At 64.0% G+C, this 22,133-nt stretch carries 22 protein-coding genes; 12 read left to right on the top strand and 10 right to left on the bottom strand.

Annotated elements, in window-relative coordinates:
* The first annotated feature begins 89 nt into the window (after positions 1-89).
* The 5 genes from FHW83_RS10625 (at position 90) to FHW83_RS10645 (ending at position 5,644) form a co-directional block, all read left to right on the top strand.
* Positions 90-2,459 (top strand): DNA polymerase II, encoded by a 2,370-nt coding sequence (locus FHW83_RS10625; protein ID WP_176646328.1) that lies wholly within the window; start codon positions 90-92, stop codon positions 2,457-2,459.
* Between the two features lie 24 nt (positions 2,460-2,483).
* Positions 2,484-3,266: an isocitrate lyase/phosphoenolpyruvate mutase family protein gene (locus FHW83_RS10630; RefSeq protein WP_176646329.1), complete on the top strand. Its 783-nt coding sequence runs from the start codon at positions 2,484-2,486 to the stop codon at positions 3,264-3,266.
* Between the two features lie 13 nt (positions 3,267-3,279).
* A complete protein-coding gene (locus tag FHW83_RS10635) occupies positions 3,280-4,533 on the top strand; it encodes a hypothetical protein (protein WP_176646330.1) in 1,254 nt (417 codons plus the stop codon).
* Between the two features lie 64 nt (positions 4,534-4,597).
* Positions 4,598-4,825 carry a hypothetical protein gene (locus tag FHW83_RS10640; protein ID WP_176646094.1) on the top strand — a complete coding sequence of 76 codons (228 nt, stop codon included), beginning with the start codon at positions 4,598-4,600 and terminating at the stop codon, positions 4,823-4,825.
* A gap of 30 nt (positions 4,826-4,855) precedes the next feature.
* On the top strand, positions 4,856-5,644 hold the full coding sequence (locus tag FHW83_RS10645; protein WP_176646331.1) for an alpha/beta fold hydrolase: 789 nt from the start codon (positions 4,856-4,858) through the stop codon (positions 5,642-5,644).
* On the opposite strand, the gene FHW83_RS10650 is transcribed toward FHW83_RS10645, so the two are convergent.
* Entirely contained in the window at positions 5,632-6,144 is a 513-nt protein-coding gene (locus FHW83_RS10650; protein ID WP_176646332.1) for an Lrp/AsnC family transcriptional regulator, read from the bottom strand. The two genes, FHW83_RS10645 and FHW83_RS10650, sit on opposite strands and share 13 nt — an antisense overlap.
* A gap of 131 nt (positions 6,145-6,275) precedes the next feature.
* Between FHW83_RS10650 and FHW83_RS10655 the strand changes: the two genes are divergently transcribed.
* The 4 genes from FHW83_RS10655 to hppD are packed head-to-tail and all read left to right on the top strand — an operon-like array spanning position 6,276 to position 9,689.
* The gene (locus tag FHW83_RS10655) at positions 6,276-7,463 is read left to right on the top strand and encodes an amino acid aminotransferase (protein ID WP_176646333.1); all 1,188 of its coding nucleotides are present in this window, start codon (positions 6,276-6,278) and stop codon (positions 7,461-7,463) included.
* A 1-nt stretch (position 7,464) separates the two neighbouring features.
* A complete protein-coding gene (locus FHW83_RS10660; protein WP_176646334.1) occupies positions 7,465-7,761 on the top strand; it encodes a 4a-hydroxytetrahydrobiopterin dehydratase in 297 nt (98 codons plus the stop codon).
* Positions 7,748-8,602, top strand: a complete 855-nt coding sequence (phhA, locus tag FHW83_RS10665) for a phenylalanine 4-monooxygenase (RefSeq protein WP_176646335.1) — start codon at positions 7,748-7,750, stop codon at positions 8,600-8,602. Before FHW83_RS10660 ends, phhA begins: the two co-directional genes overlap by 14 nt.
* Position 8,603: 1 nt before the next feature.
* A complete protein-coding gene (hppD, locus tag FHW83_RS10670) occupies positions 8,604-9,689 on the top strand; it encodes a 4-hydroxyphenylpyruvate dioxygenase (RefSeq protein WP_176646336.1) in 1,086 nt (361 codons plus the stop codon).
* Between the two features lie 82 nt (positions 9,690-9,771).
* On the opposite strand, the gene FHW83_RS10675 is transcribed toward hppD, so the two are convergent.
* A complete protein-coding gene (locus FHW83_RS10675) occupies positions 9,772-11,184 on the bottom strand; it encodes an OmpP1/FadL family transporter (RefSeq protein ID WP_176646337.1) in 1,413 nt (470 codons plus the stop codon).
* 43 nt (positions 11,185-11,227) lie between these two features.
* Complete coding sequence (locus FHW83_RS10680) at positions 11,228-12,205, bottom strand: alpha/beta hydrolase (RefSeq protein WP_176646338.1); 978 nt, start codon at positions 12,203-12,205, stop codon at positions 11,228-11,230.
* 132 nt (positions 12,206-12,337) lie between these two features.
* Between FHW83_RS10680 and FHW83_RS10685 the strand changes: the two genes are divergently transcribed.
* Positions 12,338-14,488 (top strand): family 16 glycoside hydrolase, encoded by a 2,151-nt coding sequence (locus FHW83_RS10685; RefSeq protein ID WP_218106243.1) that lies wholly within the window; start codon positions 12,338-12,340, stop codon positions 14,486-14,488.
* Here FHW83_RS10685 and FHW83_RS10690 read toward each other — a convergent pair.
* Genes FHW83_RS10690 through FHW83_RS10710 form a run of 5 tightly spaced genes read right to left on the bottom strand, consistent with a single transcriptional unit; the run spans position 14,466 to position 17,878 of the window.
* A complete protein-coding gene (locus tag FHW83_RS10690; RefSeq protein WP_308936745.1) occupies positions 14,466-14,819 on the bottom strand; it encodes an antibiotic biosynthesis monooxygenase in 354 nt (117 codons plus the stop codon). The two genes, FHW83_RS10685 and FHW83_RS10690, sit on opposite strands and share 23 nt — an antisense overlap.
* A 50-nt stretch (positions 14,820-14,869) precedes the next feature.
* The gene (locus FHW83_RS10695) at positions 14,870-15,901 is read right to left on the bottom strand and encodes an amidohydrolase family protein (protein WP_176646340.1); all 1,032 of its coding nucleotides are present in this window, start codon (positions 15,899-15,901) and stop codon (positions 14,870-14,872) included.
* Between the two features lie 28 nt (positions 15,902-15,929).
* The gene (locus FHW83_RS10700) at positions 15,930-16,625 is read right to left on the bottom strand and encodes a type 1 glutamine amidotransferase domain-containing protein (protein ID WP_176646341.1); all 696 of its coding nucleotides are present in this window, start codon (positions 16,623-16,625) and stop codon (positions 15,930-15,932) included.
* A 27-nt stretch (positions 16,626-16,652) separates the two neighbouring features.
* Positions 16,653-17,564 (bottom strand): alpha/beta hydrolase, encoded by a 912-nt coding sequence (locus FHW83_RS10705; protein WP_176646342.1) that lies wholly within the window; start codon positions 17,562-17,564, stop codon positions 16,653-16,655.
* Between the two features lie 14 nt (positions 17,565-17,578).
* Positions 17,579-17,878, bottom strand: coding sequence for a superoxide dismutase (locus tag FHW83_RS10710; protein ID WP_176646343.1), 300 nt, complete (start codon positions 17,876-17,878; stop codon positions 17,579-17,581).
* 123 nt (positions 17,879-18,001) lie between these two features.
* Here FHW83_RS10710 and FHW83_RS10715 point away from each other — a divergent pair, with 123 nt between their 5' ends.
* Positions 18,002-18,955, top strand: coding sequence for a LysR family transcriptional regulator (locus FHW83_RS10715; RefSeq protein WP_176646344.1), 954 nt, complete (start codon positions 18,002-18,004; stop codon positions 18,953-18,955).
* Positions 18,956-18,968: 13 nt separating this feature from the next.
* Here FHW83_RS10715 and FHW83_RS10720 read toward each other — a convergent pair whose 3' ends face one another.
* Entirely contained in the window at positions 18,969-20,075 is a 1,107-nt protein-coding gene (locus FHW83_RS10720) for an alkene reductase (RefSeq protein ID WP_176646345.1), read from the bottom strand.
* 94 nt (positions 20,076-20,169) lie between these two features.
* On the opposite strand from FHW83_RS10720, the gene FHW83_RS10725 reads away from it, so the two are divergent.
* Entirely contained in the window at positions 20,170-20,607 is a 438-nt protein-coding gene (locus FHW83_RS10725; protein ID WP_176646346.1) for a helix-turn-helix domain-containing protein, read from the top strand.
* Between the two features lie 32 nt (positions 20,608-20,639).
* Here FHW83_RS10725 and FHW83_RS10730 read toward each other — a convergent pair whose 3' ends face one another.
* The gene (locus tag FHW83_RS10730; protein WP_176646347.1) at positions 20,640-21,980 is read right to left on the bottom strand and encodes an MFS transporter; all 1,341 of its coding nucleotides are present in this window, start codon (positions 21,978-21,980) and stop codon (positions 20,640-20,642) included.
* Positions 21,981-22,133 lie beyond the last annotated feature (153 nt).

The following is a 22,133-nucleotide window of genomic DNA, read 5'->3' on the forward strand; positions in this document are numbered from 1 at the left end:
CGCTCCCTGAGCGGGCTTTTTTTTTGTTAAGGGTCGTCATTCCCGCGCAGAGTAGGGTAAACTGTATGCGCATACAGTATAATTCCGCTATGACGCATACCGCACATACCGGCTTCATCCTGACCCGTCACTGGCGCGACACGCCCGGTGGGACGGAGATCGACTTTTGGCTGGCGACCGACGCCGGCCCGAAGAAGGTGCGGCTGACCGGGCAGACCTCGGTCGCCTTCGCCGAGGCCTCGCTGCGCGGCGTCATCGAAGCGCAGATCGCGGCCGATGCCGGCATCGAACTGCGCGAGCTGCAACTCAAGACCTTTCAACAGCAGCCGGTGGTGGGCGTCTACGCGTCGCGCTACAAGCAGCTGACGGCGCTGGAGCGCAGCCTGCGCGACCACGGCGTCAAGCTGTACGAGGCGGACATCCGCCCGCCCGAGCGCTACCTGATGGAACGGTTCATCACCGCCACCGTGCAGACCGAGGGCGGCCACGATAGCGGCGCCGTCATCCACAACTGCAAGCTCAAGCCTGCGCCGGACTACCGGCCCACATTGCGCATGGTGTCGCTGGACATTGAAACCAGCGCCTTCGAAGAGTTGTATTCGATCGCGCTGGAAGGTTGCGGCCAGCGCCAGGTCTACATGCTGGGCGCTGCGCCGGCCGAGCCGCCGGCGGTGGACTTCGACCTCGAATACTGCGCCACCCCGCGCCAGCTGATCGAACGCCTGAACGCCTGGATGGCGCGCCACGATCCGGACGTGGTGATCGGCTGGAACGTGGTGCAGTTCGACCTGCGCGTGCTGCAAAAGAACGCCGACAAGCACAAGGTGCCGCTGGCGTTCGGGCGCGAGGGCAGGGCCATCGAATGGCGCGAGCATCCGGGCAAGCAGGGCTATCTGTTCGCGCCGGTGCCGGGCCGCATCATCCTCGACGGCATCGACGCGCTGAAATCGGCCTCGTGGCTGTTCCCCTCGTACAGCCTGCAAAACGTGGCGCAATCCATGCTGGGCGAGGGCAAGGACATCGGCGACGACTACGACAAGATGGCGGAAATCGAACGCCGCTTCCACCAGGACAAGCCGGCGCTGGCGCTGTACAACCTGAAGGATTGCGAGCTGGTCACGCGCATCTTCGAGAAGGCCAACCTGCTGGCCTTCATGATCGAGCGCGCCACCGTGACGGGCCTGGCGGCCGACCATCTGGGCGGCTCGATCGCCGCCTTCAGCCACCACTATCTGCCGCGCATGCACCGCGAGGGCTATGTCGCGCCCAACGTCGGCGACATTCACGGCGGCGCCTCGCCAGGCGGCTTCGTCATCGATTCCAAGCCTGGCCTGTATGACTCGGTGGTGGTGCTGGACTACAAGAGCCTGTACCCGTCCATCATCCGCACCTTCCTGGTCGACCCGGTTGGCCTGGTCGAGGGCGAGATCGCCACCGACAAGGCCGGCGTGGTGGAGGGCGTGAACGGCACCGTGTTCTCGCGCGAGAAGCACTGCCTGCCGGCCATCACCACCGAAATCTGGAAACAGCGCGACGCCGCCAAGCGCGCCAAGAACGAGCCGCTCTCGACCGCGCTCAAGCTGCTGATGAATTCCTTCTGCGGCGTGCTGGGCGCGAGCGAATGCCGCTTCTTCAATCCGCGCCTGGTGTCCTCGGTCACGCTGCGCGGCCACCAGATGCTGAAGCAGACGCGCGAGCTGGTGGAGGCCAAAGGTTACGACGTCATCTACGGCGACACTGACTCCATCTTCATCTGGCTGAAAAAGGAGTATCCGAACGAGCAGGCGCTGGCCATCGGCGCGGAGCTGGCGGACTACATCAACAACTGGTGGCGCACCATGCTGAAGGAAAAGCACGGCCTGGAATGCCACCTCGAAATCGAGTTCGACACCCACTACCAGAAATTCTTCATGCCGACCATACGCGGCACCGACATGGGCAGCAAGAAGCGCTACGCCGGCCTGACCATCAACAGCAAGGGCGAGGAGGAGGTCATCTATCGCGGGCTGGAAGTGGCGCGCAGCGACTGGACGCCGCTGGCGCAGCAGTTCCAGCAAGGGCTGTTCACGCGCATCTTCAAGGACGAGCCCTACCAGGAGTACGTGCGCGAGTATGCGCAGAAAACCATGTCCGGCGCCTACGACGACCTGCTGGTGTACCGCAAGCGCCTGCGCCAGCCGCTGGACGAATACAAGGTCAACGTGCCGCCGCAAGTGCGCGCCGCGCGTCTGGCCGATGAGTACAATCAGTCGCAACGCCGGCCGCTGCGTTACCAGAACGGTGGCTGGATCAGCTACGTGATGACCACCGGCGGACCGGAGCCGCTGGAAGTCATGCGTTCCAACATCGACTACGAGCATTACCTGACCAAGCAACTGCAGCCGATCGCCGATTCCATCCTGCTGCCGATGAACGACAGCTTTACCAGCCTGACCACGGCGCAAGCCAGTCTTTTTTAAAGCAATTTAACCCAAGGAGACCGCATGAACGAGTTCAAGAAGCTGCACGACGGCAGCAAGCTGCTGCACCTGCCCAACGCCTGGGACGCCGGCAGCGCGCGCCTGTTTGAAAGTCTTGGCGCGGCGGCCATCGCCACCACCAGCGCCGGCGTGGCGTGGGCGCAGGGCTACGCGGACAACGACCACCTGCCGGTCGACAACGCCGTGGCAGTGGCTGCCAACATCGCCCGTGTGCTGACGGTGCCGCTATCGGTGGACTTTGAAAATGGCTACTCGTCCGAACCGCTGCAAGTGGCGCGCAACGTGCTGCGCCTGATCGAGGCCGGCGTATCCGGCATCAACCTGGAGGACGGCAACGACGCGCCGGCGCTGCTGGCTGAGAAGATCAGCGCGATCCGCCAGCAGGGCCGCTACATCTTCATCAACACCCGCACCGACGTCTACTTGCGCGGCCTGGCGCCGGAAGGCGAGCGCGTGGCGGAAGTGCTGAAGCGCGCCGCACTGTACAAGGAAGCGGGCGCCGACAGCCTGTTCGTGCCCGGCATCTGCAAGGTGGACGAGATCAAGGCAGTGGTGGCGGGCGCGGGCTTGCCGGTCAACGTCATGGACTGGCCGGGCCTGCCATCGGCCGATGAGTTGCACAAGCTCGGTGTGGCGCGCCTGAGCGCCGGCTCCGGCATCCCGCAAGCGCTGTGGGCGGTGGCCGCAGAGATGGCCAAAGGCTTCCTCGCCACCGGCAACGCCGGCCCACTGATCGCCCAGGCCATGCCATACGGCGACCTGCAAGCGCTGTTCATCAAGCGCTAGGCAAGTGATAGAGATGGATAGGGACGCGATCACGCGCGAGCTTGTCGCCGAGATCTGCAACGCTGATTCTGTTGCTGAGGTCATGGCGGTGTATGGCCAATGCTGGCCGTTAATCAGCGACTATAAATTCGTCTTCGCTGCTGAAAAGGGGGCCAGCCTCGGCTTTGCTGTAAATCGTGCATTCGGGGCGGGCGCCGCAGTACGCAGTGTATTTTCGTCTGAACGCGTATTTGTGCTCGATCCCGATACCTTCAGCGAGATGAAGGCCCGCCAGGGGCCGGTTTCCTATCCTGTTGATTTCTCGATCTCGCTCGATACACAGGCCATGAGCTATCTGGAGCCCTACATCAAAGGGCTTCCAAATAACAAAATTCCGGACGACTTTAAGGAGGTGTTTGAGTTCATTGCAAGGGATGAGGTCAACGTAGACCCACTTCCTTACATTAATGAGAATCGCTTCAACCTTGGTGACGCAAAAGCGGCAGACCGAATTTTCGCCAAACTGAAGGCGTACGAGACGCTTCGCACCTTGGACAAGGAATGGCTGAAGGTGAATGGACAAGCCCGTTCGGTGTTGACCGCTGGCGAGCTCGATTCGCGTGCCTTGAAGCTGATTTCGGATATGTACGAGGAACGGCACAATCATGCAGCGCTGGACGGATTGCGTACCCGACATCAGTACATGTACATTTGCCTGATGAAAATGGCCTTGATTCAACTATATTCCGCTGGCCGAAGCGTAACCGAGAAGGTTATAGACTTTCTCGCATTTTGTGACGGCGAACTCGCCACCATATTTGCACGTGAGACAGTCATTGCGCGGGCGTACTTTGAACGAGGTCAGGATCTTAGTTTCTTTGGAAAAATTCAGAAGGGCCGAAATGATCTGCCCAAGCAACTGAGTAACATGGCCTGGGATCTCCTGCACATACGTCATCTTGAAGAAGCAATGACACTGAATATTAACCGGGAGGCACGCTATTTCTTCACCGCGTTTCTGACCTTCGATAAGCGCCTGATAGAAATCATGGACTTGTACCCGTTGCGTTCGCTAGGCTATAAAGCGGGGGGAGGCGAGTTGCTTCCTGTGTACCAGGGCGACTGGTTTGAGGCAGTCGTGTCATCGGACCGGAGCGCGGAAGTGCGTGAGCGATTTTATTCGCATGAGGCGCGGGCGTCACGGAACACCCGGCGGGACGCGGCTAAGGCCAGTCTTTTGCATATAGCAACTGGTCTGGAAGCTGAATTGGCTGCCGTGCGCGGTTAGTTGTCGAACAGACCTTGGGGCTTTGCGCGCTTAGGCTGGCGCTATCGTTGATCAGGAGAGCATCATGCCCACAGGAGCCAGCCCGAAACGGGAGCGCGAATATCAGAAGTTGGAGCGCAAGTTCAAGAAGGAAGGGCGGTACGCCGGCCGCGAGGAGGAGGTGGCGGCCCGTATCGTCAACAAGCAACGCAGCGAGGCCGGCGAAACCAAACGGCGCCACAAGGCGCCGGCCCGTTCGGCTTCGCGGCGCAAGAGCCGCAAGCATCACGCCACGCGCCGCGCCGGGCGCTAGCGATGCCGGGCGCTGGTGTAAGATGCACCAATGTCCGAGCAAGTATTCCATCTCTCCACGCCGTACGGCCGGCTGCACGCGCGCAGCTGGACGCCTGCCGATGCTGGCGCGGCGGGCGGCGCGCCGATCGTTCTGTTCCACGATTCGCTGGGCTGTGTGGCGCTGTGGCGCGATTTCCCCGCCGCGCTGGCCGAGGCCACCGGCCGCAAGGTCATCGCCTACGACCGCTTTGGCTTCGGCCAGTCCGCGCCGCATCCGGGCGGCTGGTCGATCCACTTCATTGAAGACGAGGCGCGCCGGTACTTTCCCTTGCTGCGCCAGGCGCTTGACATCGGCCGCTTCGTCGCTTTCGGCTACAGCGTGGGCGGCGGCATGGCCGCCAGTTGCGCCTCGCTCTACGCCGATGATTGCGAAGCGCTCATCACCATGTCGTCGCAGGCGCAAGTGGACCGTGGCATTGTCGAGGGCCTGCGTCAGGCACAAGCGGCTTTCGCGCAACCGGGCCAGCTGGAACGCCTCGCCAAATACCACGGCGACAAGGCCGCATGGGTGCTGCACGCATGGCTGGACACCTGGCTCTCCGCCGGCTTTGCCGGCTGGCGCATCGAACAAAGCGCGCCGCACGTCCGCTGTCCGCTGCTGGCGCTGCACGGCGACCGCGATGAATACGGCTCGCTCGAGCACCCGCGCCACATCGCCAAACTGACCGGGGGCCCATCCCAGGTCGTGATCCTGTCCAACTGCCACCACTCGCCGCAGCGCGAATACCCCGAACTGGTGCTCGACGCCGTCCGGCGTTTCCTCAATCAGGTGAACTGAACGCGCTTGCGCGTCTCGGTCGGCTGCATCACGTGATCGAGCGGCAGCTCGTGCGTGTGCTTGATCTTGCGCAGCGTGACGGTGGACTTCATCTGCGCCACGCCCGGAATGCGCAGGATCTTCTCGGTCATGAACCTCGACAGCGACGCCAGGTCCGGCGCCACCACGCGCAGGTGGTAGTCGGCGCGGCCGGCCAGCGTGTAGCACTCGGTCACCTCCGGCAGCTCCGCCACCTCTTTTTCGAAACGCTCGCTGGCGGAGGGGCTGTGGTGGTCCAGCGTCACCTCGGTGAACGCCATCACATCCAGCCCGACCGCCACCGGATCGATGATGGCCGCGTAGTGATCGATCACGCCGCCGTCCTGCAAACGCTGCACGCGCCGGCTGACCTGCGAGGTGGACAAATGGATCTTGTTGCCGAGGGCGCTGTTGGTGGCCTGGCCGTCGCGCTGGAGCTCGGTCAGCAGCTGCAAATCGAACTTGTCGATGGTGGTGATCATTTTGTGCGCCTCGCAATGGATATCTGAATAATTTGTGCGCAAATTATACAAAACTCCGTTAATTGCGGTTACTTTTCCCGGCTTTTGAGGTTTAAGCTCTCCATGTTTTCATCATAAAAACAGGAGACGAAATGTTTCAGCATATTGAAGCATTCGCGGGGGACCCCATCCTCACGCTCAACGAGCAATTCGCCGCCGACCCGCGGCCGGCGAAAATCAACCTGAGCATTGGCGTGTATCTGAACGACGAGCAGCGCATCCCGCTGATGGGCGCCGTCGCCGCCGCCGAGAAGCATCTGGCCCAGTCCATCCATCCGCATCCCTATCTGCCGATGGCCGGCTCGCCGGCCTACCGCGAGCAATCGCGCAAGCTGGTGTTCGGCGATGCGCGGGCCGAACGCATCGCCACCATCCAGACGCTGGGCGGCTCGGGCGCGCTGAAAGTCGGCGCCGATTTCCTCAAGGCCTGGTTCCCGCAAGCGCGCGTGTGGGTCAGCGACCCGACCTGGGACAACCACAAGGGCATCTTTGGCGGCGCCGGTTTCGAGGTGGCGGCCTATCCCTACTATTCGCCTGCAAGCCACGGCGTGGCGTTCGACGCCATGCTGGCCGCGCTGCGCGCGCTGCCGGCCGGCGACATCGTGGTGCTGCACGCCTGCTGCCACAACCCGACCGGCGCCGACCTCGACCAGCAGCAATGGCGCGAGCTGGCGCTGGTGGTCCAGGAGCGCGGCCTGCTGCCGTTCTTCGACATCGCCTACCAGGGCTTCGGCGAGGGCATCGATGACGACGCATTTGCGATCCGCCACTTTGCGGAGCAGAATATCCCTCTGCTGGTCGCCAGTTCCTATTCCAAGAATTTCGCCATCTACGGCGAGCGTTGCGGCGCGCTGCACGTCACCTGCAAGGACGCCGGCGAAACCGCCAAGGTGCTGGGCCAACTGCAATCGGCCGTGCGCAAGAACTACTCCAGCCCGCCGGGCTACGGCGCGCGCGTGATCAGCACCGTGCTGCAGGACGCGCAGTTGCGCGCCCAGTGGGAGCAGGAACTGACCGCCATGCGCGTGCGCATGAAGCACATTCGCGGCGCGCTGCACGCCGAACTGCAGGCGCGCCTGCCGGGCGGCGATTTTGAATACCTGCGCGTGCAGCGGGGCATGTTCAGCTACACCGGCCTGCCGGTGGAGCAAATCCGCAAGCTGCGCGATGAACATGGCGTGTACCTGATCGATTCCGGCCGCATGTGTCTCGCGGCCCTGAGCAACGCGGGCGTGGCGCCGGTGGCGCAGGCCATGGTTCAAGTCATGACGGAGAAGTGATATGGAAAAAATCGACCTCACCAAGGTGCCGGTGCCGCAAGGCTGGTCGCTGGCCGCCGACCAGCTGTCCATCAGCCGCGAGTTCGTGTTCGCCGGCTTCGTGGAGGCCTTCGCCTTCATGACCGCCGTCGCGCTGGCGGCGGAAAAGCGCAACCACCATCCCGAGTGGAGCAACGTCTACAACAAGGTGCGCGTCACCTGGACCACCCACGACGCGGGCGGCCTGACGCACAGGGACATCGACATGGCGCAGTTCTGCGACAGCGCCGCGAAAGGACACGCTCATGCATCTGTCTGACCTGCCGCCGGGCCAGCGCGACGACTGGACCATCGACCAGCAATGGGAGCAGTACACGCCGGCGCAGCACGCGGTCTGGAAGACGCTGTTCGAGCGCCAGAGCAAGCTGCTGGAGGGCCGCGCCTGCGACGAATTCCTGGCCGGCATGCGCGCGCTGCCGATCGCCCCCGACAAAATCCCCGACTTCCGCCAACTGAGCGAAGTGCTGATGCGCCACACCGGCTGGCAGGTGGTGGCGGTGCCGGGCCTGGTGCCGGACGAGGTGTTCTTCGAACACCTGGCCAACCGCCGTTTCCCGGCCGGCCAGTTCATCCGCGGCGCCGACCAGCTGGACTACCTGCAGGAACCGGACGTGTTCCACGACGTGTTCGGCCACGTTCCGCTGCTGATGAACCCCATCATCGCCGACTACATCCAGGCCTACGGCGTGGGCGGCCTGCGCGCGAAGGAGAAGGGCGTGCTGGACCTGCTGGCGCGCGTCTACTGGTACACCGTGGAATTTGGCCTGGTGCAGCAGAAGGACGGCCTGCGCCTGTACGGCGCCGGCATCGTCTCCTCGTACACCGAGTCGCTGTTCGCGCTGGACGACGCCTCGCCCAACCGCGTGCGCTTCGACCTGGCGCGCGTGATGCAGACCGATTACCGCATCGACGACTTCCAGGAAACCTATTTCGTCATCCGCGATCTCGACGAGTTGCTGCAACTGGCGCACACCGATTTCGACCCGTTGTACGCGCAAGTGCGGCACAAGCCGGTGCTCGAGCCGGGCACGATCCTGCCCGAGGACGCGCTGGTCACGCGCGGCACCGGCGGCTATCACAACTTTAAAAAGGAAAAATAACATGGCAGACTTGTTCGACAACCCAATGGGCCTAATGGGCTTTGAATTCGTGGAATTCGCCTCGCCGGTGCCGGGCGTGCTGGAGACGGTGTTCGCCCAGCTGGGCTTCACCAAGGTGGCCAACCACCGTTCCAAGAACGTGCAGCTGTACCGCCAGGGCGGCATCAACTTCATCATCAACAACGAGCCGCACAGCCCGGCCGCCTACTTCGCGGCCGAGCACGGCCCGTCGGCTTGCGGCATGGCCTTCCGCGTGCGCAATTCGCACCAGGCCTACGCCCGCGCGCTGGAGCTGGGCGCGCAAGCGATGGACATGCAGACCGGCGTGATGGAACTGCGCCTGCCGGCCATCAAGGGCATCGGCGGCGCGCCGCTGTACCTGATCGACCGCTTCGAGGACGGCGCCTCCATCTACGATATCGACTTCGAGTTCATCGAAGGCGTGGAGCGCCATCCGGCCGGCCACGGCCTGCAGATCATCGACCACCTGACCCACAACGTCTACCGTGGCCGCATGAGCTACTGGGCCTCGTTCTACGAGCGCCTGTTCAACTTCAAGGAAATCCGCTACTTCGACATCAAGGGCGAGTACACCGGCCTGACCTCGCGCGCAATGACTGCGCCGGACGGCATGATCCGCATCCCGCTGAACGAGGAGGGCAAGGCCGGCGGCGGCCAGATCGAGGAGTTCCTGATGAAGTTCAACGGCGAGGGCATCCAGCACATCGCGCTGCTGACCGACGACCTGATCGGCACCGTCGACAAGCTGCGCGCGGCCGGCGTGCCGCTGATGAGCGCACCGCCCGCCACCTACTACGAAATGCTCGACAGCCGCGTGCCGGGCCACGGCGAAAACGCCGCCGAGCTGCAGGCGCGCGGCCTGTTGCTGGACGGCTCGGTGGTGGATGGCAAGCCGCGCCTGTTGCTGCAGATCTTCTCGGAAACCCAGCTGGGTCCGGTGTTCTTCGAATTCATCCAGCGCAAGGGCGACGATGGCTTCGGCGAGGGCAACTTCAAGGCGCTGTTCGAGTCCATCGAGCGTGACCAGCTGCGCCGTGGCGTGATTCAGGACACGGCGTCCGCCTGATAGGCGCCTTCGCGGGCGGATGCCCAGGCCGGACAGGCGCGGCAGCGGCGGAAGTGCTGCCGCGCCTGCTGATGCCGCAGGCTCAGAACTTGTAGGTGTACGCCACGCTCACCAGCTGCATGTGGGTTTGCCAGGTCCCGCGCGTCAGTTCGCCGTTGCCGGTGCAGCCGCTCATCAGCGGAGAGCAGCTGTTTTTGTAGCTGCCCTCGGCGTCGTGGAAGCGCAGGTAGGAATACGCGAGGTCGAGCGAGGCGTTGCTGTCCAGCTTCCAGTTGGCGCCGAACGAGAACTGCGTGCGCGCCTCGTCCGGCAGGGCGGGGTGGCGCAGGGTATTGCCGGCCACCGGCGACTGGTCGTAGGCCACGCCGCCGCGCAGCGCCAGTTTTTCATTCAGCTGGTAGCTGGTGCCCAGCGAGAAGCGCCAGGTGTTTTTCCAGTTCTGCTGTATCACCTCGTCGCCCTGCACCGTGCCGGGGAACTGGATGTTCAGGTTCCGCAGGCGCGAGTTGCGGGTCCAGCTGGCGTCGCCCATCACTGCCCACTGGCGGTCGATCTGGTGGAAACCGTTGATCGAGAACGTCTCCGGCGTGCGCACGTCCAGCAGCACGGCGGAATTGGCCCTGCCCGAGTTGGCGGCGATGATCCGGTTGACGATCGGATCGGTGGTGACGGTGAAGTCCCACAGCGCGCCGCCGCGCATCTTGTGCGACACCGATGAACGGTAGGCCAGGCCGAAGCGCGTGTCCGGATTGAGCTGGAACAGGTAGCCCAGATTCCAGCCATAGCCCCAATCCTGGCCTTCCATCGAACCGTGGCCATCCTGGACGCTGGACAGCACCGCCGGATTGCCGCCGGCCGCGATGACGCCGCGCAGCAGGGCGGCGCCGTTGGGCGAGCCGGCCAGTGCCGCGAGCGAACCGGGCACATCGACGCCCTGGCCCAGCTTGGCCTTCATGAACTGCGCGCTGACGCCGAAGCCAAAGGCATGCTGCTCATTGAGCTTGAAGCCGAGCGAGGGATTCAGGTTGATCGACTCCAGCTTCACGTTGGTGAGCGCGTAGCGGCCCGACCAGTTGTTGTCGTAATCCAGCTTGGTCCCGTAGGGGACGAACAGGCCGACGCCGGCGGTCCAGCGCTGGTCGATACGCTTGCTGAAATACAGGGACGGCGCGGCCACCATGTCGGGGACGTAGCTGTCCTGCGTGGTCAGGCCGCCCGAGCCGGTGCCGGTGAAGCGCCGCGAGCCGCCGTCGGTGAACGTGGAGTGCGGCATGACGACCGTCACGCCGCCGGTGATCTGCGTCCCCTCCAGGCGGGTCAGGCCGGCCGGGTTGGCGTAGATGGTGGACGCGTCCAGCGCCTCGGCGCCGTTGGCGTCGGCGGTGCTCTGGGCAGAGACGCTTTGCGAGCCGAAGCGGTAGCCGGAGGCGTGAGCTGGCAGCGATGCGGCGGCCAGCGTGGTGGCGACGGCGATGGCAAGGAATTTTGGTTTCAAGTTGTAGTCTCCGGATTTATTTGGATATTGTGACCATGGTTATTCATGGTCGCTTCAGTACGATGCTGGCGACCTCGTCGGGTTTCTCCAACGCGGTGAAATGCCCCGATTTTTCCAGCACGATTAATTTGGCGTTGGGAATGGCTTGGCGGTTGCGCTCACGTTCTTGCGCATTGGACCAGTCCTCGTCGCCGTAGACCAGGGTGGTGGGGACGGTGACGCGCTGATACAGCGCCCGGGCCTCCACCCAGCTCGTCCAGTTTTTAAATACTGAATATTCGACCTTGCGGTAACCGTCGCGGTAACCGGTGCGGGAAAATTCGGTCAGCAGCGCCGGCGGCAGCCGGGATGGGTCATGGAAGCCGCCGTTCAGCACCGACGCGGTGACGAATCGCGGCTCGAAGGTGTGACTGCCAAACAAGTTGAACAAGCCGATCATCCAGCCACTCTCGCTGCGGCGGATGCCGCCGCCGAAGTCCTCGCCGTAGTCGTAGGGATTCAGCGCGATCACCCGGCTGACCCGGTCCGGCAGTTCGGTCGAAACCGTCAACGCCAGGACGCCGCCGATGGATTCGCCGACGAGGGTGACATTCTTCAAGTCCTGCTTGACGATGAATTGGGCGACCGCCTTGCGCAAAAACGCTTCCGTATATTCCACCTGCGGCAAGCTCGACTGGCCGTGGCCCGGCAGATCCAGTGCGTACACCTGATATTGCCCCTGTAGCGCGGGCGCCAACTTCTCGAAATAGTCGAGCTGCGTGCGTATCGTGTGCAGCAGGATTAAAGGTGGGCCGTCGCCTGCGCGGGTATAGCGCATGGTGACACCTTCGTCCAGTTGCGTGTAGCGCGGCGCGTCCTTGCTCCATCGGGACGTGTATTCGCCTTGGCTGGTCACTGCGCAGCCACTGAGAACGAACGCGGCTAGAGCGCAGAGCATTACCGATATTGTTTTCATAAGTTCCTGCATGAAAGTCACATAAGTCTCATTTTGATTCAAGTGACCAAATTCGTCAACGGTCACTTTTCGGAATATTCCTCATCCGCCGGTTGATACGGTCGCGCTTTTGCGGTAGCATCGGGTGAGTTGTGTTATCGATAACTATATTCTGGGGACATGATGCAAAGATTCGTTCGCACCGTTGTGGGTGCCTCTGTGCTGGCCTTGTGCGCCGGCGTGGCCGTATCCGGCACTGAAACAGCCGGCCCGCAAAGCATTCAGTTGAAGGGGGACGCCGGCGGGCCGCGTTTCGATGGCATCGGCGTGGTCGATGGCGGCGGCGCCACCTCGGTCCTGCTGAAGGATTATCCCGAACCGCAACGCAGCCAGATCCTGGACTTCATGTACAAGCCGAAGTTCGGCGCCTCCATTAGCGCCTTGCTGGTGGAAATCCCCGGCGATGGCAACTCGACGCAAGGCTCGATGCCCAGCCACATGCACACGCGGGACGACCTGAACTACACCCGTGGCTACACCTGGTGGGTGATGCGGGAAGCCAAGCGGCGCAACCCGGCGCTCTCACTGGACGGCACCGCGTGGAGCGCTCCGGGCTGGATCGGCGACAACGGCCAGCGCTTCCCCCATGGCCCGGGCGGCGAACGGGAATTCTTCACGCCGGACGGCGCCGACTATTACGTCAGCTGGCTGCAGGGGCTGCGCAAGGTCTACGGCCTGGAGTTCGACGCCATCGGCAGCCGCAATGAAAAAGGCGTGAGCTACGACTTCGTGAAAGCGCTGCGCGCCAAGCTCGACGCGGGCGGTTTTAGCAAGGTAAGGATCCACAGTTTCGACAACTGGCCTGATGATTCGAAATACGATTTCGTGAAAGACATGGCGACCGACGCCGCGCTGCGCGATTCGATCGACATCATCAGCGCGCACGTCAACGTGCTGGACAAGTCGCGCGTGCCGCCAGACGTGCGCGCGGCGGCCGGCAAGATGGGCAAGCCCTTGTGGAACACCGAGGGGCATGTGTACATCGCCGGCTATGACGGCGCGATCGGCGTGGTGCGCGCCTTCAACGAGAACTACATCCACAACGGCATCACCAAGATCGTCAACTGGTACGGCATCGCCGGCCTGTACACCACCGAGCCGTATCCTGGCGACAAGGAATCCGCCATCCGCGCCAACTGGCCGTGGAGCGGCCATTACCGCCTGAATCCGCACGTCTGGGCGTACGCGCACTACGGCCAGTTCACGGAGGTCGGCTGGACCTACCTGAACGGCGGCAGCGGCGAGCTTGCCGGCGGCGGTTCGTTCGTCACGCTCAAATCGCCGGGCAAGGACTATAGCGTCATCATCGAAACGCGCGAGGCCAAAGGGCCGCAGCAGATACGCCTTGAAGTCGGCGGTGGCTTGTCGACGCAGGACGTGGCCGTTTGGCAGACCACTGCGCAGGAGCAGTTCGTGCGGCTGGCCGATATCGCGCCGCGGCAGGGCGTGCTGACGTTGACGCTGGAGCCGAACGCCATCTATTCGCTGACCACCACGCGGGGCCAGCAAAAAGGCGCGTTCCCGGACGTGCCCGCGCAACAGGCCTTCCCGTTCCCGTACCGGGAAACGTTCGAGCAGTACGCGCGTCCTGAAGAGTGGGGCCATTTGCCGCGCTACTTCGCCGACATCGGCGGCGCGTTCGAGCTGGCCTCCTGCCCTGGCAAACCAGGAAAATGCCTGCGCCAGGCCGTCCCCGTGCCGTCGCATTCCTGGGCGCCGGACTGGAATCCCTACACCATCATCGGCGACGACCAGTGGTCGGACTACGAGGTCAGCGCGGACATCTATCTCAACCCCGGCGAGGTGGCGGGTGTGATGGGCCGCATCAATCACGTCGGCACCGGTTATGGCTTCATCCCCAAGGGCTACGTCCTGCAACTGAACAGCGCTGGCGAGCTTGAGCTGACGGTCGTGCGCGGCAAGGTGGACAAGAAAGCGCTGGTGGGCGACGCCGAGCAGCAGGCGCTGATCAAGGCCGAGAACGACGCCAACGAAGGCGGCGAGAAGGTGCTGGCCACCGCGCGCGTGCCAGGCATCACGCCCAAGCGCTGGCACAACCTGAAGCTGCGCTTCAAGGGCGACCAGATGACCGGCTTCATCGACGGCAAGCAGGTGGTCACCGCAAAGGATGGCTTGTACGCGCGTGGGATGGCCGGCGTGATCGCCGGCGCGGACACGAAAAAGGTCAGCATGCCGTATTACGACAACGTGACGATCAACCAGGTCAACGGCCCCGTGCCGAAGGACTCGAAGCCGAAGCCGGGGCAGGGGCCGATCTACCGCAAGGTCACGGGCGCGGCAGCTTCCTGAAGATCGCCGACATGGTGGCCGCGTCCAGCGCCTCCATGTCGATCAGTTTCAGTGACTTCACCATGGACAGCGTGCTGGTCTTGTAGTGTTGAAAGTGAGGCGTCTGGAGGTGCGCCTCATAGGCCTGGCGGTTGGCGTAAATCTCCAGAATCCTGAACTCGGTATCGTCGTCGCGCTGATACATGGGGAAGATGGCGATCACGCCCGGCTCCAGTCTCACCGATGCCGCCGCTTCCTCGTGTAGGATTTCCATGTACTGCTTAAGGTGCGCCCGATGCACCTGGATTTCTGAAATACGGACCATCATTTCCTCATTTTGCGCGTGGCTCATGGCGGAGATCAGTAAGAGACAGGCTGGCAAGCCCCAGGCAAGTAAACGCTTCATAATCCCAGCAGCCGTTCCGCGTTGCCATGGGCTACCAGCGCCTTGTCGGCCGCGCTGACCGGCAAGCCGTCTAGGAAGGCGCGCGCGCCGTCCAGGCTCTGGTAGGGGTAGTCGATGGAATACAGAATGCGGTCCGCCCCCATCAAGGCGTGGATGAACTGGAAGTGCGGCAGCGTCAGCATGCCGCTGGGCGAGACATGGACGTGTTCGCGGTAAGTCTGCACGATGGGACGACGCAGGCCGGAAGCCTCCTGTGGGATCGCGTCCTCCAGCCGCTGCAGGAAGAATGGCACCATCCCGCCCCAATGGCCGCTGATGACTTGCAGCCGGGGATAGCGGTCGAACAGGCCCGCCAGCATCATGCGCACGACCTGCACGCCAGCCTCGTTGTGCCAGCCCCAGCCGAACATGGCCAGCCGCGCGCTCAGCTCCTTGTCGAAGCCGCCGTAGTAAGGCGCTTGCACCGCCGGCAGCGGCAGGCCGGGATGCACGTACAAAGGCACGCCCAGCGCGTCGAAGGCCGCCAGCACAGGGGCGTGGCGCGGATCATCCAGGAAGGTGTCGCCCGGGCGTCCGTTGATGAGCGCGCCCTTGAGCCCCAGCACCTGGACGGCCCGCTCCAGTTCGCGCGCGGCGGCCTCGGGCGCTTGCCAGGGCAGCGCGGCGAAGCCGCCGAAGCGCGTCGGATGGGCTTGCGCCGCCTGCGCCAGCCTGTCATTGGCGGCGCGGCACAGGTCGATCGCCCGCGCGGCCGGCAGCAGCTGCGCAAAGCCGCCATAGGACAGCACCTGCATGTCGATGCCGGCCGCGTCCATGTCGGCCAGGCGGCTCGCGCCCATGTCCAGCGCCTTGCGGGCGGACTCGGCCGGCGCCAGCACGTGCGGACGGCTGGTGTCGGCCACACGCTGGCCATCGATCACGCGGCTGCCCCAGTCGGACAGGTAGGGCGCCTCGGCCCGCAGCAGGGGCTGGGTGGCCGCGCCGGTGGCGGCGTCGAGCACATGTTCTTCCACGCAGATCAGTTTCACGGTGCCGCCTTTCCGGTCGCGTTGCCGGTCAGGCCAGCAGGGCGTCGCGCAGCGCTTCGCCCAGGCGGGCGGCGGACTGTGGATTCTGTCCGGTGATCAGGCGGCCGTCGACCACCACGTTGTCGGCCCAGTTGGCGGCGTTCTGGTGCAGCGCGCCGCGCGCGATCAGCGTGGACGCCAGCAGGAACGGCACCACGTTGGTGGACTGCACTTCCTCCTCCTCGTCATTGGTGAAGGCCGCCAGCTTTTTGCCGGCCACCAGCAGGCTGCCGTCGGCGCGGCGGGCGTTGACCAGCGCGGCCGGGCCGTGGCACACCGCCGAGACGATGCCGCCGGCGGCGTCGATCTCGCGGATCGCCTTTTGCGCGGCCGCATTGTCGGGGAAGTCCCACATGGTGCCGTGGCCGCCGGCGAAGAAGATGGCCGAATAGCGCGCCGGATCGACATCGTCCAGCGGCAGCGTGTGCGAGATGGCGTGGCGGAAGTCGGCATCGGCCCAGTAGTGGGCGATGACAGGATCGTTCATGTCCTCCAGTCCGTCCAGCGGAGCGTCCCCGCCCAGCGGCGAGGCGAATTCAACGCGGATGCCGGCCGCGTGCAGCTTTTCCAGCGGGTGGGTCACCTCGGCCAGGTTGTAGCCGGTGGGGATGCCGGTCGCTCCCTTGACCGCGTTGCTGGAGACGACGAAGAGGACGGGCTTGAGTTCAGAGGCTTGCTTGGGCATGTTTCATATTCCTTCGAAAAAAGAGGGTTACAGCTGGCCGAAGAAGGCCGCCAGCCGCGCCACCGCCTGATCGACATAGGCTGGCGTGTCGTACAGCGCCATGTGGGTGGCGCCGTCGATGATCAGCAATTCTTTCGGCCCGGTGGCCAGCGCGTGAGCCCGCTCGCTGAATACCTTGGTGTCGGCCTCGCTGCCGGCGACCAGCAGCAGTGGCTGGGTCAGCAGCATCGGCAGCAGGTGGAAGGTGGAGAAGGCGTACATCTTGTCCAGGCTGGTCATCAGGAAACGCCCCTTGGAGTTCGGATGCTGGCCGCGGGGCGTGCGGTAGTAGTCGTATCCTTCGCGCAGCATGGTGGGCGTATTCCTGTCGATGTCTTCCGGGCGTTCCGGAACGAAGGGCGCATAGACCGGCGCGGCGCCCCGTGCCTGCGCGGTGCGTTGCGCCGCCGCCGCTTCCAGCGTCCGGATCACGTCGGCGGCGGAGACGGGCTGGCCGAACATGCTTCGGGCCGCCTCGCCCATCGGCGTCGCGGAGACGCCGGCCACGGCCTTGAAGCGCCGCTCGGTCTGCGCCACCGCCAGCGCGTAGCCGCCGCCGGCGCACACGCCGAACACGCCCATGCGCTGGTCCGCCACATAAGGCAAGGTGGTGAGAAAATCGGCGGCGCAGCGGGCGTCCTCCACGCGCGTCGACGGATCCTCCAGCAGGCGTGGCTCGCCGCCGCTGGCCCCTTGGTAGGAGGAGTCATACACCAGCACCACGAAACCGTGGGCGGCCAGCCGCCTGGCGTACAGGCCGATGGTTTGTTCCTTCACGCCGCCGGCGGGATGAATCCCCACCAGCGCCGGATATTGCCGGTCTTCGCGGAAGTCGGGCGGGAGGTGGAGATGCGCCGCGATCTCCACCGCTTTGTTGGCAAATGTGACGGCCTTGATCATGGCGGGCCTCCGTGTCAGCCGTTGGTGGTGGCGAACAGGCTCTCCCAGTTCAGGAAAGGCCCCAGCGGAATCACTTCCCAACCGATCAAGCCGGCTTTGGCGAGCGGGAACTCCGCCAGCGCCTGTTTGGCGGCGTCCACCGATTCGGCCTCGGCGATGATGGCCACGCCCGGACGGTCTTGCCGGAAATAGATGTCGCGCACGAGGCCGTTCTTGTACAGCTGCCAGCCATGGCGGGCTTCGGCGATCAGGTGCGGTTGGTATTGCTCCATGGTGGCGCCGGGCGCGGGGATGTCGAGGCAGAGCAGTTTCATGATGGGTTCCTTGCTTAAGTCAGCGATTAAAAAGAGATGCCGTTGTCGCCCAAAATTCACCTTTGGGCACGTCACGGATATGTTAAAGTAGAAAAATACTACGCAATGTAGAAAGATATTCCCATGTCGGAAGACTCAAATTCGCCAATGTTTCGCGGCGCCAGCATGCCGGGCATCCAGGAAAGGTTCGACGGCGTCACCGTGTTCGTGGAGGCGGTAAGGCTGGGCAGCTTCGCGCGCGCGGCCGAACACCTCGGCTTGACGCGCTCGGCGGTCGGCAAATCCATGGCACGGCTGGAGGCGCGGCTGGGCACGCGCCTGTTCCATCGCACCACGCGCGCGCAAAGCCTGACCGACGACGGCCAGATCTACTATGAGCATTGCCTGCGGGCCCAGGCGGAGCTGCAAGCGGCCGAGGCGCAGATGGCGTCCGGCCGCCACGAGGTGGCGGGGCGCCTGCGCGTGTCCATGCCGGTGCTGTTTGGCCGCCGCTGCGTCGCCCCCATCCTGCTGGAGCTGGCGCGGCAGCATCCGTCGCTGGAGCTGAGCCTGAGTTTCAGCGACCGACCGGTCGACGTGCTGGCTGAAGGCTTCGACCTCGCCATCCGCTGCGGCGTGCTGGGCGCCGAAAGCGAGGGGCTGCGCGCGCGCAAGCTGGCGGTGCTGCGCAAGAAAGTGTGCGCCGCGCCGGCTTACCTCGCCGCGCATGGGGAGCCGCGCGGCAGCGCCGAGCTGGCGGCGCACAGCATCCTGATCTATCGCCGGGCCGACCGTATCAACACCTGGCAGCTGCCCGACGCCAGCGGCCGCATCACCGACCTGCCGCTGGCCTCCCGCTTGCAGCTCGACGACCTGGAGGCGATCGCCGATGCCGCCGTCGCCGGGCTGGGATTGGCGTGGCTGCCTGAATGGCTGGTGCGCGAGCGCTTGCGGAGCGGGGCGCTGGTCAGCGTCATGGACGACCAGCCCGGCGCCAGCATGGATTGCCACGCCTTGTGGCCGGCGGCGTCGCATGTGCCCTTGCGCCTCAGGCTCGCGGTCGATGCGCTGGTGGCGCGGCTGCCCGCGCTGGCCTGAGGTGGCGGCCGGATCACCGTGGTAGAAACGGATAGTCAATGTAGCCCACCGCGTCGTCGGGACCGGGCTGATAGAAGCTCGGATAGTCCGGCGTGTTCAGTGGCGCGCCACGCCGCAGGCGCTCCGGCAGGTCGGGGTTGGCGAGGAAGGGCACGCCATACGCGATCAGATCGGCCTGGCCCGCCTTGATGGCGGCTTCGCCCAATGGCGCGTCATAGCCGCCGTTGAGCATAATCGCGCCTGAAAACACCCGGCGCAAATGCGGCGCGACGGGTTCCACTGTGGCGGGCAATTTTTCCTCCCCCGCGACCGGCTCGGCCACGTGCAGATAGGCGATACCCAGCTTGTCCAGCTGCGCCGCCAGATAGGTGAACGTGGCCACCGGATCGCTGTCGTGCATGCCGTGCAGCGTGAGGTTGGGGCCAACGCGATAGCCGACGCGGCGCGCGCCCAGCACCGCCGCGACGGCGGCGGCCACCTCCAGCGGCAGGCGCGCGCGATTAGGAATGCTGCCGCCGTATTGATCGGTGCGGATGTTGGAGCCGTCGCGCAGGAACTGATCGAGCAGATAACCCGAGCTGCCGTGTATTTCGACGCCGTCGAAGCCCGCGAGGTCGGCGTTGCGCGCCGCCGCCCGGAATTGGTCGACGATATCCGGCATCTCATCGGTTCTCAGCGCGCGCGGCACGCCGACCGGCACCCGCCGGCCGCCCGCGATGAAGACGTCGCCCACGCCCTTCAGCGCCGACGGGGCGACCGGCAGCTCGCCGCCATGAAACTCCGGATGCGAGATGCGGCCCACGTGCCAGAGCTGGGCAAAAATCACCCCGCCGGCTTGGTGCACCGCATCGGTGACACGGCGCCACGCGGCAATCTGGTCGGCGCTGTGGATGCCCGGCGTGCGGATATAACCGACGCCCTGCTGGCTGACCTGGGTCGCCTCCGAGATGATGAGGCCGGCGCTGGCGCGCTGTGCGTAGTAGGTCGGCGCCAGCGGGTGCGCGAGGTTGCCTTCCACCGCGCGGCTGCGTGTCATGGGCGCCATGACCATGCGGTTCCTGAGCGACAGCTCGCCCAGTTGGTAAGGAGAGAAAAGGTGGTTTAAATCGGTGTTTGCCATCTTGATCCAATTGCGCTGAGGTGAATGGGGATATTGCGTCAGCAATCGCGTGTATTATTGCCAGCGCTCCAAACCACCACAAGAAGGCACATTCATGTCACCTGGTCACATTCCACAGCCGCTGCCTTGCACCGAGTTCACGCGCGAATTGCTGAGCCGTGTCGGCGATAAATGGAGCATCTTGATCGTTGTCCATCTGGAGCAGGGGCCGTTGCGATTCAACGAACTGAAGCGTAGCATCGGCGGCATATCGCAGCGCATGCTGACGTTGACGCTGAAGAGCCTGGAGAAGGACGGGTTGGTATCGCGTACGGTGTTTCCCACCATCCCGCCAAGCGTCAGCTATGAGCTAACCGAACTGGGACGGACCTTGATGCAGCCGATGATGGCCTTGGTCCTGTGGTCGAAGAATTATCAGGCGGAGGTGGAGGCGGCCAGGGCGCGCTATGAGGAAAAGCAGGCCGACGCGGTGAGCGTCGGACCGGACGGCATGCTATCGACGGCGACGGGTTTGATCAGGCGGATGAAATAAATCCACCCGGTTGCCGAGTGGATTTGAAATACTTAGTTGCTGCGAGCCTCTTCATCGATTTTTGAGTTCGCGGCAGTGTCACGCATGAACCAGCACACAATCAGTGTGCAGCCGATGACCGCCGTGACGTACCAATAGAAGCCGCTCTCCAGATTCATCGACTTGAACCACAGCCCGAGGTACTCGGCCGTTCCGCCAAACAAGGACACGGCAACGGCATATGGGACGCCAACGCCGGTGGCGCGTATGTTCGCCGGGAACAACTCCGCCTTCACCAAGGCGTTGATGGATGTGTAGCCGGAAACGATAACCCAGGCGCAGGCGATGAGCGCGAACGCTTCCCAAGGGCCGCTGGCATGGCGGATCGCGGTCATCAAAGGCACTGTGAACACCGTCCCCAGCACCGCGAAGCCCAACAGCAAAGGCCGGCGGCCGATACGGTCGGACAGCGCGCCGTACAGCGGCTGCAGGCACATGGCAAACAGCAGCGAGGCCGCCGACACAGCGGTGGTTTGCGCATCGGTGAGCCCCACCGACAGCCTCAGGAACTTTTGCATGTAGACGGTGTACACATAAAAGGCCAGAGTGCCGCCCATGGTCAGACCGATCACCAGCAACACTTCCTTAGGATGCTTGGCCAGTTGTTTGATGCCGCCCATCGGCTTGGCTTTCTTGCGGGCGGCCTCGAACGACTGCGTCTCCGGCATATCGTGACGCATCATCAATGCCACCAAGGCGAGCATGGCGCCGATGACGAACGGGATGCGCCATCCCCAGGCGCGCAGCTGCTGGTCATCGAGGAAGAACTTTTGCAAAGCCAGCAGGAGGACCAGGGCGAGCAGTTGGCCGCCAATCAACGTCACATACTGGAAGCTGGCGTAAAAGCCGCGTCGTTTGGAATCGGCCATTTCCGACAGATAGGTGGCGCTTGCCCCGTACTCGCCGCCCAGGCTGAGCCCTTGCAGCAAACGGGCCAGCAGCAGAATGCAGGGGGAGACGATGCCTGCGCTGGCGTAGGTCGGCGCGCAGGCGATCATCAGGGAGCCCACGCACATCAGGAGGACGGAAGCCATGAGTGCGACCTTGCGGCCATGGCGGTCGCCGATATGGCCGAACAGGATACCGCCGATCGGCCGCACGAAAAAGCCCAGCGCGAAGATGCCGGCCGTCGACATCATCTGGGCGGTGGCGTCCTGCGCGGGAAAGAATGAGCTGGCGAAGTACAGCGCGAAGGCCGCATAGCAGTAGAAGTCGAACCATTCGACCAGATTGCCGGCCGAACCGACGAAGATCGCCTTCAGCCGTGCGCCCGAGATACGCTCGGTGCTGGCCGGCAGTGTGCCGCCGGCCACCTTGCTTGCGAAAGTATGCATGATGTGTCTCCTCTAGTAAGTGAGCCTATTGTCGTCATCAAACTTGAGCGAGGCATCCGCAACTTCGGCGTTCGTCCCTCCGTAGAAATACGGACGTAATTCCAGGCGGGATATGCAACTGTGATAATCTGCCGACTAGACTTTTTACTCATT

Origin of the sequence: Duganella sp. SG902 (assembly GCF_013376005.1) — a bacterium.
Lineage (GTDB): Bacteria > Pseudomonadota > Gammaproteobacteria > Burkholderiales > Burkholderiaceae_D > Rugamonas.